Origin of the sequence: Sphingopyxis sp. (assembly GCF_965227415.1) — a bacterium.
Lineage (GTDB): Bacteria > Pseudomonadota > Alphaproteobacteria > Sphingomonadales > Sphingomonadaceae > Sphingopyxis.
In genome coordinates this window covers 1876756-1893475 of the sequence record NZ_OZ245749.1, presented here as the reverse complement: position 1 = coordinate 1893475, position 16720 = coordinate 1876756, and the positions used below count along the sequence as shown (strand labels likewise).

General features: G+C 61.6%; 23 protein-coding genes. 10 read left to right on the top strand and 13 right to left on the bottom strand.

Annotated features, from left to right (window positions below; translation table 11 throughout):
* Positions 1-13: 13 nt before the first annotated feature.
* From ACO055_RS09270 to ectA, 3 genes are read right to left on the bottom strand one after another with little or no spacing between them, the layout of a single operon-like run.
* Complete coding sequence (locus ACO055_RS09270; protein WP_422062301.1) at positions 14-427, bottom strand: ectoine synthase; 414 nt, start codon at positions 425-427, stop codon at positions 14-16.
* A 14-nt stretch (positions 428-441) separates the two neighbouring features.
* Entirely contained in the window at positions 442-1746 is a 1305-nt protein-coding gene (gene ectB, locus ACO055_RS09265) for a diaminobutyrate--2-oxoglutarate transaminase (RefSeq protein ID WP_422062300.1), read from the bottom strand.
* A 4-nt stretch (positions 1747-1750) separates the two neighbouring features.
* Positions 1751-2206 (bottom strand): diaminobutyrate acetyltransferase, encoded by a 456-nt coding sequence (gene ectA, locus ACO055_RS09260; protein WP_422062448.1) that lies wholly within the window; start codon positions 2204-2206, stop codon positions 1751-1753.
* Between the two features lie 313 nt (positions 2207-2519).
* Between ectA and ACO055_RS09255 the strand changes: the two genes are divergently transcribed.
* Positions 2520-3017: a MarR family winged helix-turn-helix transcriptional regulator gene (locus ACO055_RS09255; protein WP_422062299.1), complete on the top strand. Its 498-nt coding sequence runs from the start codon at positions 2520-2522 to the stop codon at positions 3015-3017.
* Positions 3018-3091: 74 nt separating this feature from the next.
* Positions 3092-4345: a Na+/H+ antiporter NhaA gene (gene nhaA, locus ACO055_RS09250; RefSeq protein ID WP_422062298.1), complete on the top strand. Its 1254-nt coding sequence runs from the start codon at positions 3092-3094 to the stop codon at positions 4343-4345.
* Positions 4346-4393: 48 nt separating this feature from the next.
* Here nhaA and ACO055_RS09245 read toward each other — a convergent pair whose 3' ends face one another.
* The gene (locus ACO055_RS09245) at positions 4394-4816 is read right to left on the bottom strand and encodes a VOC family protein (protein WP_422062297.1); all 423 of its coding nucleotides are present in this window, start codon (positions 4814-4816) and stop codon (positions 4394-4396) included.
* A 120-nt stretch (positions 4817-4936) separates the two neighbouring features.
* Positions 4937-5104, bottom strand: a complete 168-nt coding sequence (locus ACO055_RS09240; protein ID WP_422062296.1) for a hypothetical protein — start codon at positions 5102-5104, stop codon at positions 4937-4939.
* A 175-nt stretch (positions 5105-5279) separates the two neighbouring features.
* Between ACO055_RS09240 and ACO055_RS09235 the strand changes: the two genes are divergently transcribed.
* Positions 5280-6776: a DUF389 domain-containing protein gene (locus ACO055_RS09235; protein WP_422062295.1), complete on the top strand. Its 1497-nt coding sequence runs from the start codon at positions 5280-5282 to the stop codon at positions 6774-6776.
* Entirely contained in the window at positions 6773-7450 is a 678-nt protein-coding gene (locus tag ACO055_RS09230; RefSeq protein ID WP_422062294.1) for a hypothetical protein, read from the top strand. The genes ACO055_RS09235 and ACO055_RS09230 overlap by 4 nt, the downstream gene beginning before the upstream one ends.
* Positions 7451-7780: 330 nt before the next feature.
* On the opposite strand, the gene ACO055_RS09225 is transcribed toward ACO055_RS09230, so the two are convergent.
* From ACO055_RS09225 to ACO055_RS09215, 3 genes are all read right to left on the bottom strand, one after another.
* Positions 7781-8083 (bottom strand): hypothetical protein, encoded by a 303-nt coding sequence (locus ACO055_RS09225; protein ID WP_422062293.1) that lies wholly within the window; start codon positions 8081-8083, stop codon positions 7781-7783.
* A gap of 77 nt (positions 8084-8160) precedes the next feature.
* Positions 8161-8550, bottom strand: a complete 390-nt coding sequence (locus tag ACO055_RS09220) for a hypothetical protein (RefSeq protein WP_422062292.1) — start codon at positions 8548-8550, stop codon at positions 8161-8163.
* 44 nt (positions 8551-8594) lie between these two features.
* A complete protein-coding gene (locus tag ACO055_RS09215) occupies positions 8595-8783 on the bottom strand; it encodes a DUF465 domain-containing protein (protein ID WP_422062291.1) in 189 nt (62 codons plus the stop codon).
* 969 nt (positions 8784-9752) lie between these two features.
* On the opposite strand from ACO055_RS09215, the gene ACO055_RS09210 reads away from it, so the two are divergent.
* Positions 9753-9995: a hypothetical protein gene (locus tag ACO055_RS09210; protein WP_422062507.1), complete on the top strand. Its 243-nt coding sequence runs from the start codon at positions 9753-9755 to the stop codon at positions 9993-9995.
* Between the two features lie 150 nt (positions 9996-10145).
* On the opposite strand, the gene ACO055_RS09205 is transcribed toward ACO055_RS09210, so the two are convergent.
* Positions 10146-10646, bottom strand: coding sequence for an RrF2 family transcriptional regulator (locus ACO055_RS09205; protein WP_422062290.1), 501 nt, complete (start codon positions 10644-10646; stop codon positions 10146-10148).
* A gap of 113 nt (positions 10647-10759) precedes the next feature.
* Between ACO055_RS09205 and ACO055_RS09200 the strand changes: the two genes are divergently transcribed.
* The 3 genes from ACO055_RS09200 (at position 10760) to hmpA (ending at position 12752) form a co-directional block, all read left to right on the top strand.
* Complete coding sequence (locus tag ACO055_RS09200; protein ID WP_422062289.1) at positions 10760-11161, top strand: group III truncated hemoglobin; 402 nt, start codon at positions 10760-10762, stop codon at positions 11159-11161.
* 73 nt (positions 11162-11234) lie between these two features.
* The gene (locus tag ACO055_RS09195) at positions 11235-11516 is read left to right on the top strand and encodes a DUF1971 domain-containing protein (protein ID WP_422062288.1); all 282 of its coding nucleotides are present in this window, start codon (positions 11235-11237) and stop codon (positions 11514-11516) included.
* Between the two features lie 21 nt (positions 11517-11537).
* A complete protein-coding gene (hmpA, locus tag ACO055_RS09190) occupies positions 11538-12752 on the top strand; it encodes an NO-inducible flavohemoprotein (RefSeq protein ID WP_422062287.1) in 1215 nt (404 codons plus the stop codon).
* A 361-nt stretch (positions 12753-13113) separates the two neighbouring features.
* On the opposite strand, the gene ACO055_RS09185 is transcribed toward hmpA, so the two are convergent.
* From ACO055_RS09185 to ACO055_RS09170, 4 genes are all read right to left on the bottom strand, one after another.
* A complete protein-coding gene (locus tag ACO055_RS09185; protein WP_422062286.1) occupies positions 13114-13275 on the bottom strand; it encodes a DUF1275 family protein in 162 nt (53 codons plus the stop codon).
* A 583-nt stretch (positions 13276-13858) separates the two neighbouring features.
* Positions 13859-14113: a hypothetical protein gene (locus ACO055_RS09180; protein WP_422062285.1), complete on the bottom strand. Its 255-nt coding sequence runs from the start codon at positions 14111-14113 to the stop codon at positions 13859-13861.
* 137 nt (positions 14114-14250) lie between these two features.
* Positions 14251-14892, bottom strand: coding sequence for a peroxiredoxin (locus tag ACO055_RS09175; protein ID WP_422062284.1), 642 nt, complete (start codon positions 14890-14892; stop codon positions 14251-14253).
* Entirely contained in the window at positions 14889-15218 is a 330-nt protein-coding gene (locus tag ACO055_RS09170) for a hypothetical protein (protein ID WP_422062283.1), read from the bottom strand. The genes ACO055_RS09175 and ACO055_RS09170 overlap by 4 nt, the downstream gene beginning before the upstream one ends.
* An 83-nt stretch (positions 15219-15301) precedes the next feature.
* Here ACO055_RS09170 and ACO055_RS09165 point away from each other — a divergent pair, with 83 nt between their 5' ends.
* Together ACO055_RS09165 and ACO055_RS09160 are read left to right on the top strand one after the other, a co-directional pair.
* Positions 15302-16141 carry a LysR family transcriptional regulator gene (locus tag ACO055_RS09165; RefSeq protein ID WP_422062282.1) on the top strand — a complete coding sequence of 280 codons (840 nt, stop codon included), beginning with the start codon at positions 15302-15304 and terminating at the stop codon, positions 16139-16141.
* Positions 16138-16629, top strand: coding sequence for a DUF6306 domain-containing protein (locus ACO055_RS09160; RefSeq protein WP_422062281.1), 492 nt, complete (start codon positions 16138-16140; stop codon positions 16627-16629). The genes ACO055_RS09165 and ACO055_RS09160 overlap by 4 nt, the downstream gene beginning before the upstream one ends.
* The last annotated feature ends 91 nt before the right edge of the window (positions 16630-16720 follow it).

Below are 16720 nucleotides of genomic sequence, written 5' to 3'. Positions count from 1 at the left end.
TGTTTTTCTTTTATTACTCGGCAAGAACGGTCGCGCGCAGACCGTCCGGATCAGCCGGATAGGCGCCTGTCTCGTCATGCACTTCCTTGCCGGTGACCGGCGGGTTGAAGGCGCAGGCGGTCAGGATATCGGTCTCGGGGCGCACGATATGGCGGTCATTGTCGTTGAGCGCATACATCACGCCTGGCTCGAGCTTGTGAATCTCGCCGGTGGCGAGATCTTCGATGGTCCCCTTGCCCTTCAGCACGAAGACCGATTCCAGATGATTCTGGTAATGCATCTTCAATTCGGTGCCGGCGAACATGGTGGTGATATGGAAGGAAAAGCCCATCCCATCATCCTTGAGCAGCATGCGGGCGCTGGCCCAGCCGTCCGAGCGGACATTTCGGTCGGTCTTGCGGATGTCGTTGAGGTTGCGAATGATCATATCTGTCTCCTGAGTTATTCGGCGGCGACGGCGTAATCTGCGGCCATCGCATCGCGGATCCGGGTTTCGAGAATGTCGAGGCCGACGCCGAGCGTCGCATCGTCGATGACAAGCGGCGCGAGCACCTTGATCACCTCGTCATGCGCGCCGCTGGTCTCGATGATCAGGCCGGCGTCGAAACAGGCGGCGGTGACCGTGCCGGCCAGCTCTCCCGATCCCGTGCTGATGCCGCGCATCATGCCGCGCCCGCGGGTCTCGAACCCATAGTCGGCAGCGATGCGGGTGAGGCGCGCCTCGAGCTGCGCGCCGCGGCGGCGGACGTCGGCCTGAAAGGCGTCGTCGCTCCAGAAGTGGCGCAGCGCCGCGGTCGCGGTGACGAAGGCATGGTTGTTGCCGCGGAAGGTGCCATTATGCTCGCCCGGCGAGAACTGGTCGAACTCGGGGCGAAAGAGCGTGAGCGCAAAGGGCAGGCCCATGCCCGACAGCGATTTGGCCATCGTGATGATGTCAGGGGTGAACCCCATGTCTTCAAAGCTGAAGAAGCCACCGGTCCGGCCGCAGCCCGCCTGGATGTCATCGACGATCAGCAGCGCCCCATGCGCCTTGGCGATGTCGGCGATCCGGCGCAGCCACTCGGGCGACGCGGCGTTGAGCCCGCCTTCGCCTTGCACGGTTTCGACAAGGATCGCGGCCGGCGCGTCGAGTCCGCTTGACGGGTCGGACAGCCTTTGTTCGAGCAGATCGGCGGTGTCGACCTCGGGGCCGTAATAGCCATCATAGGGTTCATGCGCGACGTGACTGAGCGGCACCCCGGCGCCGCCGCGCTTGGCGGCGTTGCCGGTGCAGGCGAGCGCGCCGAGCGTCATGCCGTGAAAGCCGTTGGTAAAGGCGATGACCATTTCGCGGCCGGTGATCTTGCGCGCCAGCTTGATCGCGGCCTCGACCGCATTGGTCCCGGTCGGGCCAGTGAACATGATGCGATAATCGAGCCCGCGCGGGGTCAGGATGACATCCTCGAACGTCCGCAGGAACGCTTCCTTGGCGTCGGTGTGGAGGTCGAGACCATGCGCGATGCCGTCGGCGGCGATATAATCGAGCAGCGCCTGCTTGAGCAGCGGATGGTTATGACCATAGTTAAGCGTCGAGCAGCCCGACAGGAAGTCGAGATACCGCCCGCCTTCGCTGTCGTGCATCCAGACGCCCTCGGCCTTGCCGAACTGGCGCGGCATCGAGCGGGCATAGCTTCGCACGCCGGACTCGCGGCGCTCATAGATAGTCCTGTCCGGGATCGCACCGGACGGCTTCGGTTCCATAATCATCGATTTACCCCTGCGTTTTTTGAATCTTGTTGAGATCGAATGGCCCGATGCAGGCCTGATATTCGGTCGGATAAGCCCCGGCGAAATGCGCTTCGCGCTCGAACAGCGCGGTGCGTTCGAGCGGCGAATCCCAGTCGCGGGCGAGCGAGTGAAACAGCGCCCAGGACGCTTTATTGTGGTCGGTTACCGTGGTGGTCAGGCAGGTGACTCCCTGCTGCGCGCGACGGGCGAGCAGCGACTGGATCATCCGCTTCGCAAGACCCTTGCCGCGCCCCTCGGCCGCGACGGCGACCTGCCAGACGAAAAAACATGTCGGGTCGGACGGGGGACGATGTCCCGAGACCCAACCCACGATCCGGTCACCCTGCTGCGCGACGACGCAATGGTCGGCGAAATGGGTCGACTGGATGAGATTGCAGTAGGCGGAATTGCGATCGAGCGGCGGACAACGTGAAATCAGCGCCGTGATGGCGGGACCGTCGGTCGCGACAGGCTGTCTGAACGCGATTCCGGTGGAGGAAGGTGGGGCGCCCGCTTCTTTTTCCGAAGGCAATGACTCTTCGTCTTGTTGCCGGTCAAATATGATTCATCTCCTGAAGGATAATTTGGAGCGGCCGCGTCACGACTCGCTCTAAGATGGCCTAAAATATAGCATCTACGATGATCCGTTCAACCCGTGCGACGAAATATACTTCGGTTAGTGAAATATAATTAAATGGGTTGAAATCAAAATACGGGTTTGTGCGAGCCCGGTGTGCGGCTAACAAATCCTAATGGAATCCGAGATTGCGAACGCCACTTTGAAAGCGCTTCGGCGCGTCTTGCAGGCGACCGAAGGCGGTAGCCGCAAGCTCGCCGCGGCAACCGGTCTCACGCCTTCGCAAATGCTTGTCCTGCGCGAAGTCGATGCGCACGCCGAGGTCACCCCGGGCGCCATCGCGAGAAAGCTGCAGTTCAGCCAGGCAACGATTACCGCCGTCGTCGACCGGCTCGTCGCCCTCGATCTTGCAGCGCGAACGCGGAGCGATCGCGACAAGCGCCAGATCCTCCTGAGCACAACCGCCGAGGGCCGCCGGCGGGTCGCCGGGGCGCCCGATATGTTGCAGGGAGTGTTCACCGAACGCTTTGGCGCCCTGCCTCCTTGGGAGCAGGCGATGATCCTCGCCAGCACCGAGCGTCTGGCAGCCCTATTGGGCGCCGGTGAGATGGACGCCGCTCCGTTGCTCGACAGCGGCGCCATCGACCGGGCCGGGGCTACCGATATCGCCTGACCATTTGGCGGCACGGTCATTCTTTTTTCGCCCGAGCCTTTTGTGCCGGGCGGGCGCGAGCTAGGGAGCCACCTATGGCTCCTCCAAAAACCCGATCCGCGCTGCGCGCCTTCATGGCCAGCGAAGCGGCTGGCGGCATCATCCTCATGTTTGCCGCGGCCCTCGCGATGGTCGTCGCAAATTCGCCCTTTGGTACGCAATATCATGATTGGCTGCACACGCCGGTCAGCCCGGCGCTGACCGACAAGCTCAGTCCGATGACGTTGCACCTGTGGATCAACGACGGGTTGATGGCGATTTTCTTCCTGTTCGTGGGCCTCGAAATCAAGCGCGAGCTGGTCGATGGGCGCCTTTCGACCTGGAATCAGCGCCGGCTGCCCATATTGGCTGCGGCTGCCGGCATGGCGGTTCCCGCTGCCATTTACCTGCTCATCGCCGGCGGTGACCCAGCCCTGGTGAATGGCTGGGCCATCCCGTCGGCGACCGATATCGCTTTCGCCATGGGCGTTCTGGCGCTTCTCGGCCGCCGCGCGCCGACGTCGCTGAAACTCTTCCTCGTGACCGTTGCCATTGTCGACGACATGGGCGCGGTCGCGATCATTGCCGCCTTTTATACGTCGAGCCTCGCGCTCGTTCCGCTGGCGGCGGCCGCTGGTCTCGTCGCGGCGCTGTTCGCCCTCAATCGCCTCGGCGTTCGGTCGATCTCGCTCTATCTTCTTGGGTTTGCCCTGCTCTGGTACGCCGTTCTGCTGTCGGGCATCCACGCGACGATCGCGGGCGTCGTGGCAGCCTTCGCGGTCCCGCTCATTCCGACGCCGGGTACGCCTGACGCCGCGGACTCGCCGCTCCACCGGCTCGAACATCTCCTTGATGCGCCGGTGGCCTTCTTCATCGTCCCGCTTTTCGGATTTGCCAACGCCGGCGTGCATCTGGCGGGCATCACATGGGATGAAATCCTTGCGCCCCTGCCTGTGGGGATCGCAGCCGGTCTGTTTCTCGGGAAACAGCTCGGGATCTTCGGTGCTGTCTGGTTTGCCGTAAAGACCGGTTTTGCGACCCGCCCGCGCGGCGCAACATGGCTGCAAATCTATGCGGTCTCGGTGCTGTGCGGCATCGGATTCACGATGAGCCTGTTCATCGGCGGTCTCGCCTTCGCCAATCCCGCGCTCGTCGAGGAGGCAAAGCTGGGGACATTGGCAGGATCGCTGCTGGCCGCGCTCATCGGATTTATCGTGCTGCGCCGCGCCCCGCCGGCTCCCGAACTGCTTCGCGAAGATATCGAGCAAATTGACGAGATCGAGCAGAATGGAGACGTCGCCCGCTGCTGACGCGCAAACAGGCGGATGGCATCCCGGCCATGCTTTCGTGAGCGGTGATCAAACGCCGAATGTCACATGGCCCTTGTCGTCGATCGTCCATGCCGGGTTGAAGGCGATCTCCCAGCAATGACCATCGGGATCTTCCACATAGCCGCGATAGCCGCCCTGCGGCGGGGCATCGGCAGGGCGTAGCAGGCGGCCGCCGGACTGCTGAAGTCGAGCAAGAACAGGGTCGACCTCTTCCGCTGATCCGACATTATGTGCGAGGGTGAAGGCTCCCGGGTTCTGAACCGCATATCGGTGCGTATCGGCTTCGAGCGATACCTGCAGCCAGGTTGCAAAGACGAGGCCGTTCATCTGATAGAAGATGATCTCGTCATTCTCGAAAATCGGCGACCAGCCGAATCCGTCCGCGTAGAAGCGGCGCGAGCGGGCAAGGCTTTCCACTCCGAGGGTGATCGCGGCTAATCCCTGCCGCATGCCGGCCTCTGCACTCTCAGGTGTGCGCGCACAACGCGCGTCAGCCCGGCGCGATGACGAGGTGAGGGCTTTTCGGTGCGCGATATCGTGGCGGATTGAGACGGCGGCATCGGCAGGGGCCTAGCTTGGCAGAAGCAGGATCGCGCCCACCGCAAGGCCTGACAGGCAGATCGCGAGAAGCGCAAGCCGTGCCCGCCCCGTCGGTATCATATTGTAGAGCGAAAAACCCATCCCCCCGACCAGCACCGCAAGCAAGGCGCAAAGCGCGATCAGCTTCAAGGGTGGCATTGCGCCATGCATGGGCTGTCCTTTTTCGAGCGGCTCGGCCGCGCTTGCCAATCCCGGTCTTTCAGGGATCAGATCATGATGCCGGCCGCTCGGCGTCCGGCGCGAAGCTCTGGTGCCGATCCTATGTAGGCCGTCTTGCCTTGCGTTCCAAGCCTCGCTGGGACAGGCAGATCGGATGATGGCTTGGGTAAAACGCTTTTCGTCGCAGCGCACCGGCTCGCTGACGCGCTGGTGGCTCCGCGATGTCGTCGGCACTGTCGACTATTCCGACGTGGTCGACCGCGTTCGGGCCGAAGGCGGTTGGAATGGTCACTACGCCTTCATGACGCTGATGTCGGGCGGCATCGCCATTCTCGGCCTACTGCTCTCCTCGCCCGCCGTCGTGATCGGTGCGATGCTCATATCGCCGCTGATGGGACCGATCGTCGCGCTCGGCTTCGGGCTCGCGACCTTCGATTCCGAGGAAATCTATCGTTCGCTCGTCGCTCTCGGGCTCGGCATCATTCTCGCGGTGGGCTTCAGCGCGCTCATCGTCGTGCTGTCGCCGCTGCAGACGGTGACCGCCGAAATCGCCGCGCGCACCCGCCCCAATTTCTTCGATTTGCTCGTCGCGCTCTTCTCTGGCCTCGCCGGCGCCTATGCGATGGTGCGCGGCCGCCACGGCGCGATCGTCGGCGTCGCGATCGCCACCGCGCTCATGCCGCCGCTCGCCACGATCGGCTTCGGGCTCGCGACAGCCAATGGCACTGTGTTCGCGGGGGCCGGTCTCCTGTTTCTGACCAACCTGATGGTGATCGCGCTGGCCGCCGCCATCATGGCGCGGCTCTATGGCTTCGGCCATAAGCTCTCGCCGCAACAGACCCGGCTTCAGGCGACGCTGATCATGATCGTGTTTTTGGCGCTCGGCGTTCCGCTCGGGCTCGCGCTCAAGCAGATCGCTTGGGAGGCGGTGACGTCGCGACAGACCGGCGAGATCGTTGCCGGGCAATTCGGCCGCGACGCGCGGATCAGCGATCTCCAGATCGACTATGAGGCGCGGCCGCTCGCCATTACCGCGACCGTGCTCACGCCGACCCTCGTCAAGGACGCCGAGCGCTCCGCTGCCCGCGCGCTGACGCTTTCGCTCGGTCAACCCGTGCGGCTCGAGATCGATCAGCTTCGCGTTGGGAGCGGCGACGCCGAGACCAATCAGGTCGCGGCCGCGCGCGGTCCCACGCCCGGGCTCGCGGGCGAGCGGGTAGCCGAGAAATTGGCGCTGGTCGCCGGGACCGGCCGGGAAAATGTCATGGTGGATACCGATCGCCGTCGCGCGCTCGTGCGAGCGGCGAGGATCGGAGCGGCCGACCTCGCGACATATCGCGAGCTCGAAGCGCGCGTCACGCGAACCGAGCCGAACTGGACGGTCGAGCTTGTGCCGCCCGCTCTCGAGCTGCCCGCGGTAACGTTCGAGAAGGACGAACTCGACGCCGGCGGCCGGGAGGCGGTAGAGACGGCAGCATGGGCCGCGCGGCGGCGCGGTTTGGCCCTGAATGTCGTGGGCGGCAATCGCGCCCTGCGCGAAAAGGTCGCGGCCGCGCTTGGCTTGCCCGAAGAATCGATGCAGCTGAGTGCGGGCGGTGCCAAACTCGAACTGCAATGGGTCGTGACGCAAGACGAACGCCCGAGACCATGATCGAATATCGCCCCGCGTCGGATCTCGGCAAGACCGACCTCGCTTGGCTTCAGGCGTGGCACCATTTCTGCTTTGCCGGCTACCAGGATGTCGAGCGCCTCGAATGGGGGCGGACGCGCTATCTCAATCATGATCGTCTTGCCGCTGGCGCCGAGTTGCAACCTAGCTTCCATTTCGCAACCGAAATGCTCGTGATCGTCGACGAGGGCGAAATCCGCATCACGCGCCCTATGGACCGTGACATGGTGGTCGGGCGAAACCGGTTCGCCTATATCGCCGCGGGCACCGGGGCGGAGTTCGGTATCGCCAATCGATCGTCGAAACCAGCATCTTTCACCACGATCGGGCTGTCGAGCGTCGCGGACGAACCGGCCGCCTTTCGCGAGCCGGTTGCGCTGTCCGCTGCGCCGGGCTGGCTGGCCAGCGGCGACGACGCCGATATCGCTCACGTCCGGCTACGAACACCCGCCCGGGTGAAATGGCTGGATGTGGCGGCCGGGCAGTCAATCGATGTGCCCCTCGCGAGCGAATTCGCCTATCTCCTCGTTATGGCTGGCGCGGTCGTCATCGGACGCGATCGCATGACACCCCATGACGGACTGGCAATCCGAAACGAAGCCTGCCTGACGGTAGCGGCGGAGAAACAAGCGAGCTTGGTGTTGATTGAAGGATAACAATTCGATCCACTCGCTTGTGATTTTGCCTCGGCGGCGGAGAAGAATTACGGATACTCCCGCATAAGATTTTGATCGCTGTCCTGTGAGGGAGGCGCCTATCCGAGGATCGGCCGATGTCTGCTTTCCGCAATCCTTCACCAAAAGCGGACTGACCGCAAACGGCCAGATTCGTTCGAAAAGAGCCCTGAAGCTTCTGCGACTGTCTTCATCGCGCGGATCTTGGGTGACCCGATCTAGCCCGCACTAGAAGGCAAAGCGCGAAATATCCCGCGTGCAACGACGAGCCGTGGACCGGCGCTGCCCTCGCGGCGCCGGACGCCGTCGACATCACCAGTAGGCGAGCGTCGCGATCGGTATGACAACGAGCACGGTGAAGACCACACCGAACTTCAAATAGTCGCGTAGACCGAGCCTCAGCGCCTTCCGATGCTGATGCCGGAAAGCAGCTATGTTGTCGCGCAGTTCCGAATTGCCGGTGACGAGACCGACCTCGAGATGCGGTCCGTTCTGGAGGAACGTCAACGCCTCCTCTGCTTCGTCGGGTGAGATGGCGGGGTAACGGCGGAAGATATCTTCCACGCAGTCGGCCGGGGTCCGTAGCACGGCCCCGCTTTCGGTATGAACAGTCATTGGAAATTTCCATCGTTATCGCCCCCGGAGTGAAGGCGACAGATCATCGTGCCGCGATTATTGCGACTTCGGGATAGTCAGATGATGGAAGCGGGCGGCGCGCGAGCAGCGTAGGGGGAACCTGCGCGCTCCACGATCGGAGCAGCCAGCGCCAGCAAAAGGACCGACGCTGCCGCGGGGATCGCAACGCGCCCGACGCCCGCCGTTGACATCGCCGGATCGGAACCCGGCGTCGGCCTATCATCGTCGATGTTCGGCCGGTGCGCGGTCAGCTTGGTTGACGCAACGCGGATGATATGCGGCGGGGCGTCTTCAAGGGCGCGGATCGTTGACTGTACGGGGCGGTCCTCCAGACCGTTGATTCCCAGCCTAACGCCGCCCGTTGCGAGCAAACCGAGTGACAACACTGCCATCCATGCAAGCCAGGCGCTCATGCGGTTGCGGCCAAGATTGTCGATGAGTGTCATAGAGGCGGCGTGATAATTCTTATGTGGGACAAGGTTTGATGACCCTAGGCCAAATCATGCCAAAGAGGCGCCGCTGTTTCAATTCGGGCGATCCGGTCTTTGATGGACAATCTCGTCTTCTTGAGTTCGCCCAGCATTAAGGGATCATATAGTTTTGACCCCTGCTGCTTGGCAATTAAACGCGAAATGAGACCGTGATTTTTCTTCAAACGACGAAGAAGCGACTTTGACATCATTGTCCTCCGTTAAATTCGGTGCGGATGTCTCCCATCCGCACTGGAACCGAAAACCGGCTTGTCGTGTAAGATACTCCAGATCTTTGGCGACCTGTTCGTGGGGATCTTCAATACTAGATCGGACAGGGGCTCCCACACCTGGGGGGAGGCAAGAAAGCCCCCGTCCTCACGACCTGAAAAATATCGTCAGGCGTGTTCGCGCTGGCTCGGAAGCTGTTTGCTAAGCGCTGCCGAAACCGAATTTTCTAGGCTGGATATGTCTTTCTGCTTCTTGGGCTTTCGCGGCTCGCGGTTTCCTCTTTGATTCTTCTTTGCCATGTCGATTGCTCCGTTTACGAGTTTCATAAAAGGTCGTTGCTCTGTCTGCTGCACACCTGATCCGGAAGTTTGTGTGCATCCGGATCAGGCTCATCCAAGCGGTTGCGGTGGCACTAGATTGGCTTTTTTATAGGTCATTATCAGGTCCTCGAACGACCCTAGGTCAAGGGTTTGCCGAAAACATAGCAATCAGGGCTACGTTGAGGGACGCGACAGAGAAAAAAATCAGTACTTTAAACCTCAACTTGAATTGGTTTGATTCCTGAATTCTATCTGCAGAAGTTATGTTGTCCGGCGACTGCCGAATGGAGGTTGGCACGATCATCATCTCTTTTAATCCGAGCTCGCGTGACGATGCGGCCTATCGCCGATCGCGAAGGATCGACGACCAGCCTCTCTCGCGAAGCCGCTCAGAGTGCAGTATTCTTAAAAAAGAAATCGCATCAGATGCGCTTCTTTCAACGAAAATTGTATATTTGAAAATTCAAGCAAGCTGGATATTATCCGCGCTTCAGTGCTTGAGAAATAGCCCCCAGTTCCCGAATTTCAAATCATTCGGGTGAGGCTGGCTAGAGCGTTAGCAGTTTTTCCGTGCTACGAAGCCATAGAGAACTAATTTCGGTTGCCATGGCTATAAGATAGAGGTGCATGAATATTATTCAAGCATTGTCAGCCTTTTTTGATCGATCGCCCTTGAAACGAATTTTTCAGGAAAGGCGCGATGATCCGTCATTGGGGCGGCCCATTCGGTCGCGTCGGGCAGGGATGCTGCGGGCGGGAAGCCAGATGGGCGGCTACCGTTATCTGGACTTCGTGCGGGTGGGATTGCCGCTCAATCTTATCACGATGGTCGCCGCGATCTGGGCAATCCAGTTCTTCTTTCCCTTCTGAAGCGAGAAATCGGACAGGCCCCTTCATCCGATCGGGACTACAAAAAGATGTGCGCACTCCACACCTTCCCCCCGCTTTTTCGAGAATAAAGACCGATTGACATGGGTCCGTCCGATACAGCGCTCGGGCAGACCCGGATGCGAATTGCCGTTACCGAAGGGTTTGTGTCCCGAGCGGGCCGGTGTGCCCTTCAGCAACCTCATCCGGACCCTTCGCCGTCTCGAGCGGATCGTCGCGCCTGTCGAAAAGCGCGAGCATCGCTGAGCGGCTCACGACAAGGTCCGCCAGCGTATAGCCGTCGAGGACCTCCAGAAATGCCGACAGCGCCTTGCTGAGCGCCCCCGTCAGTCCGCAAGCCGGGGCGATGATGCAACTGCCGCAATCGACCAGATCGAACCCGTCCTCCGTGTGCCGGATCACCGCGCCGACGATAATTTCGCTCGCGGGCCGCGCAAGGCGAATGCCGCCGAACCGGCCACGAACGCTCGAAAGATATCCTGCATTCACCAGGTCGTTGACGACCTTCATCAAGTGATTCTGCGAGATGCTGTGCGCGCGGGCGATGCTGGCGATCGGGCAGAGATCGTCAGGTCGCACCGCCAGGAACAGCAGCACGCGCATCGCATAATCCGAATAGCGCGTCAGACGCACGGGACCTCCCTGCAGCCGCTATGCAGGAGCGGCCAAAAATACATGTATTATTATTGCATGTTTTGGGGAACGGCGATAGATGCATTTGAAGTGCATGTTTATGGAGCCGACTCGTGACGACCGTTTTGACAGGTTTGGAAAGCGCGCTTGACCGGTTGATTCCGCAATTTTACAAAAGGATTTGCGCCGACGCGGTGCTTGGCCCGATCTTCACCGACGCCGTGGCGGACTGGCCCGCTCATCATTCCCAGCTTGTCGATTTCTGGTCGTCGGTCATGCTCGCAACCGGGCGCTACAAAGGCAATCCGGTCGCAGTTCACGCGCGGCATCGCGATCGCGTTACTCCCGCGATGTTCGACCGATGGCTCGCCATCTGGGAGCAGACGACCGAGGAAATGATGCCGCCGGCTGACGCCCGTGCGTTGCAGGCGAAGGCAGCGCGCATCGCCGAAAGCCTCAAGCTGGCGCTCTTTTTCAAGCTTCCTCACCACCAATCCGAGGCCTCGAACAAATGACAGGAGCTTTTTGAATGCACGCGGCACCCATGCCATCCCGAGCATATCGCAGAGATTTGGTCGACGGCGAGTCATGAGCGATCGGCCGTACAAGGTGACGCCCGTCTTCGATGAGGTGACACTCCCTAAAGCGCTTCGCGCCGCGCACAATACCAAAGCAGGCGTGTGGGGCGTGATCCGGGTTCTCGACGGAGCCCTGCATTATTTCGTGGCAGGCAAAGCTGAGAAGGGGCTGCTTCTCACCCCGGACCGCCCGGGTCTGATTGAACCGGAGCAAGTGCATCGGGTCGAACCGCATGGATCGATGCGGATGCAGGTCGAATTCTACGACCATCTCCCCATCCTTCACGACTGACCTTCATCAAAGGAAATTGAAATGACCAATCCGTTAAGTACGGAAACCATCGCGCTCGTCAAAGCCAGCGTCCCGGCGCTCTCGGAACATGGGGCCGCGATCACGGCGCGGATGTACGAGCGGCTTTTCGAGGATGACGATATCCGTGGTCTCTTCAATCAAGCCAATCAGGGTGAGGGCGGGGCGCAGGTGCACGCCCTCGCCGCCGCCGTTCTCGGCTATGCGCAGAATATCGAGAATCTTGGCGCGCTCGCGCCGGTGGTCGAACGGATCGCGCAGAAGCATATCGGCTATCATATTTTGCCCGAGCATTATCCCTTCGTCGCGGCCGCGCTACTCGGTGCGATCGGCGATGTGCTCGGAGAGGCGGCGACTCCCGACCTCCTGGCGGCATGGGGCGAGGCCTATTGGTTTCTAGCGAACATCCTGCAGGCGCGCGAAGCGCGGATTCGCGGCGGCATCGAACAGACGCCTGGCGGATGGCATGGCTGGCGCCGTTTTCGTGTCGCGCAGAAAATCCAGGAGAGCGCCGTCATCACCTCCTTCATCCTACGCCCGATCGATCGGGGTCCCGTTGTGCCGCACAAGGCTGGTCAGTATCTGACCTTGCGGCTTCCCGTACCCGGTCAGCCCGAACTGAAGCGCAACTATTCGATCAGCTGCGCTCCCAATGCGGACTATTATCGCATCTCGGTAAAACGCGAAGCCGATGGTCAGGGCGGGTCGCGCTTCCTGCATGACGCGGTCCAGGTCGGCGCCGAACTCGAGGCCACGCCGCCCGCCGGCGATTTCTTTCTGCCGGACGATCCGCGGCGACCCGTCGTCCTGCTTTCAGGCGGCGTCGGTCTCACGCCCATGGTTAGCATGATCGAGACGATCGCCGAGCGCCATCCCGACCTTGAGACATTTTACGTCCACGGCACGCTGAGCAGCGCGACCCACGCGATGGACGATCATGTCCGCGCCTTGGCGCGCCGTCATGGCCGGATTGCAGTGACGACCTTTTATAACGAACCGCAGGCGGACGATCGACCGGGCGAGACTTTCGACCACGCCGGGATCATCTCGACCGACTGGCTGCAACGCAATCTGCCGTTCGATCGCGCCGATTTCTATCTCTGCGGTCCCAAGCCCTTCTTGCGCGCCTTCGTCAGCGGGCTCTCGCTTGCCGGGGTCGAGGCTGACCGGATCCACTATGAATTCTTCGGCCCGGCGGACGAGCTGCTGGCTGCTTGAATTCAGGCTGATGAAGAAACCGGTCCCTCGGTAAGCGGACCGGAGCGGGATAATTGGCCTCATCCACGAGCAGTCATTTGCCGACCGTTCGGCGGACCGGTGCCGAAAACGGCCCGCCCCGCCGTCGTGCCTCCCGATAGAAGAGGTCGTTATCCTCTTGTCGACGCAGGACGGTGTAGGGAAGGATGAAGCGCCCCGCTAACACATGCCTGGCCCGGGGGCGCGAGACTGCGTTTCTGCCAAGATGCGATCGGTGCGCATCGCGCCGCCGATGGAAGCGCCTTCGGCCACGTCAGTTGGCAAGATGCCGGGTCAATCTTCTGGTGGCTGCAACAAGCGAAAGAGCGAAAGCGAAAGCGAACTACCTGCTCGCACCGGGTGACCAGGCGTAGCCGGCCGCTCCGCAAATGCCGCCGAATATAAGGGCCAGCCAGAGCAGGAGATATGGGACCCAGGCCCTAGGTTCTCCGCCGAGCGGGGCGTCCGCAAGCTTTTGCCCAAGCTTGACCAATGTTCCGGTCATATAGATTACACCCACGCTGACCCCGCCATCGCGGCGGAAGATCGTGTTCGACCGCCCATGGCAAGGCCCAACATGCCGATTGCAGGGCGATCGAAGCCGAGGCTCTGGAAACGGCGGTACCGAAGAGCAGCGCGGCGACGCCGGATATCGCGACCACCTTACGGTGCACGGAAGTGATTTTTGCGGTGACGATGAGGTTCAGGAGCACGCCGCCACGAAGAGGGCGATGAGGGCCGCAGCGGCGTAGCCCAAGGCGGCCGCATGCGTGATCCCGATCGCCATTCGGGTCGAATTTCCGCTCATGAACGACGCAAACAGACCTCCGGACTTCAAATCCGATGGCGTCCACAAAGCCGGCGAGAGCAGCGAGACAAAAGGCCAGTCTCCGGAAATTCCTGTCATACCGGATCATGAGACGTTGGATAGCGCGGCGGTTCGCGCCGCGTCTTTACATCATCGCTTCATGTGTGACCTCGCTGGCAAAAATCGAAGCCAGACCGGAGGTCCCGCTTGCATTCAAACGCCAGCAATCAGGATAGAGCCGGCCTTGCATGAGCGTGCCGGACCAAGGTGCTTGCGCTTGTCAGCCCGCGGCACTTTCCATAACCGCAGGCTCTACGCCGCGCGGCCGCGCCGCGACATGTTCGGCGCTGCTTACGAGGATGGCGAATTTGGCGCCGGGGTGTTGCATGGCGGGCGTATGCCAGGCGTGTTTGATCGTCAGGGCGGTATCTTCAAAAACCACCAGCTCCCCGATCTCGGGCACGCGCTCAAAATGAAAAACACCTTTGGATTCAGCCGAGCACCGGTCGGGTCCGTCATAGATAGTGATAATCATGATTTGATCCTTTCTTTATCTGCGGAAATAGCCCTGCCGGTGGGCATGCGAGGCAGGCGAAGCGGCGCCCGGCGGGCAATCCCATGCCCTGCCATTGGGTCAGCCCCACCATGACGAGAAGAAATGCGGCGCGTCTCTCACCGGATCGATGTTTCCAGATCGACGAGCCGCAAATAGGGTTTCAGCGTGCGGTACCCCTGAGGGAACTGCCGCTTCGCTTCCTCGTCCGACAATTTAGGCGAGATCACGACAGGTTCGCCGGGCGACCAGTTCGCCGGAGTTGCGATGCTGCGGGTGTCAGTCAGTTGAAGACTGTCGATGGCGCGCAACACTTCGTGGAAATTGCGCCCGGTGCTCGGCGGATATGTCAGGATCAGACGGATCTTCTTTGACGGGTCGATCACGAAAAGCGAGCGCACTGTCAGCACCGGATCACTTTCGGGATGGATCATCCCATAGAGAGCCGACACCTTTGCAGCAGGGTCCGCGATCATCGGAAAATCGGGCCGGGCCTTCTGCGTTTCCTCGATGTCGGCTTCCCATTTATGGTGCGCTTCGACGGGATCGACCGATAGGCCGATCGGCTTCACGTCGCGGCGGTCCCACTCGGGCCGCAGACGCGCAACCTCACCAAGTTCAGTTGTGCAAACCGGCGTGAAATTCTTCGGGTGGCTGAACAACAGGCCCCAGCTCGAACCCAGCCACTCGTGAAAGCGGATCTCCCCATGGGTGCTCTCCTGCCGGAAATCGGGGGCTGTTTGACCAAGCTGAATTGTCATCGGATATCCTTTCTGTAGTTGACGATAAGGGTGCGACCGCTCGGCCGGCGCGACCATGTGCAAGCGCGGCGAGGACCCGGATCGACGATCACGCCGGTGCGGCGCCGGCCGCGCGCCGACTGCACGTTTAAAGCCTCGATATGCCGCTCGGCGGCGGCCCACTCGCGGCGCGCCTGCAGCCATATCGCACCTGCGACAAGCAGCGGGGCGAACCACAGAAAGACCGGATCCCCCACCAATTCTGCGGTTATCAGTGCGATGGCGGCGCCGCCAGCCAACGTCCGCAGCAGGCGAGACAAATGTCCGGGAGATTGGAAGGTCGGCATGGCAACTCCTTGCCAGCGCATTGTCGCGCCATTACTATGGTGCAAGCAAATGAATATTATTGCATGTTAAACGGAAAATTTTTGTGGATGTTGGTGTTGCCCGAACGTTTCTCGAGATTGTGAAAACCGGCAGCTTTGTCGGCGCGGCGGCCAATCTGAACCTGACCCAGACGGCCGTCAGCGCGCGCATTCGCGGGCTGGAAATGCAGCTCGATCGCCCCTTGTTCACGCGCAACAAAGCAGGAGCCAGACTGACGCCGGCCGGCGAGCAGTTTCTCCGGTTCGCGACGACCATGGTCCAGGTGTGGGACCGGGCGCGACAGGCGGTCGCCCTGCCGCCCGGCCGCGACACGGTTGTGACGATCGGGGCGGAACTGAGTCTTTGGAGCCCGCTCCTGCGCCTTTGGTTGATCTGGATGCGCCGGGAATGTCCCGACATCGCCGTAAGCACCGTGATCGATAGCTCCGACAGGCTGCTCGACCGGGTGCAGGAAGGGTCGCTCGATGTCGCAGTCATTTATGCCGCGCCGCGGCTGCCGGGGGTCGTCGCCGAATTGTTGTTCGAGGAAAAGCTCGTCCTTGCGCGCACAACACCCGTCAGCCAAACCCTTGCAGCGGAGGACCATGTCCAGGTCGATTGGGGCGCCGACTTTTCCGCCGGCTACCGAGCGGCCTTTCCCGATCGACCGAACGCCGTGGTATCGATCGACTATGGACCGCTCGCCCTCGATTATATTCTCGCAACTGGCGGCAGCGGCTATTTTCGCGAAGGCTTCATTCGCTCCTATCTGGACGAAGGCCGCCTCGCGGTCGTGCCCGACAGCCCCGAATTCTCCTATTCCGCCTATGTCGTGCATTCCGCCACGGCCGATGCGGGTGTGATGGAGCGGATTCGGCGCGGGCTCCGGGCGGCATCGTCGTGACCGGCGATCGCGCCTCGCCCGTATGTTACGCCGGCAACGCCGACGATGCGTATATGGGCTATGCGGGGCGAGAGGAGATACTGATCGCCCTCAACGCCCTACTCGAGGCCGAACGGGCCGGCGCACGTGTCGCGCTCGCGAGCATGCGCGACGCTGAAGGCACCGAACATGCCGCGCTGATGCGCGGCATCCGTGCCGATGAGGCGCGCTGGTGCAGGATGCTGTCCGGCCAGATCAGGCGGCTTGGCGGCGCGCCATCGCGATGTTGCGGTGCTTTCCATGGCAAGGCGATGGCAATCGCCGACCCGATGGAGCGGCTGGCCTTTCTGAACCGCGGTCAGGCCTGGGTCGTGCGAAAGCTCGTCGAGTTGATGCGTGTCGTGCGCGATGATGTGTTGCATGCGGACCTGGCGCGAATGAGGGAGGGCCATCACGCGAACATCGATGGTGCCGCAGCCTTTCTGAAGCGAGCCAGCCCGCGCGCTTGAGGCTCCGACGGGGATTGGCGCCTTTTGACTGCAAAAAAAAGCGCGGCAACCCTGAAGAATATGCGTTTGTCGGGATCGGGATGGCGGCCCA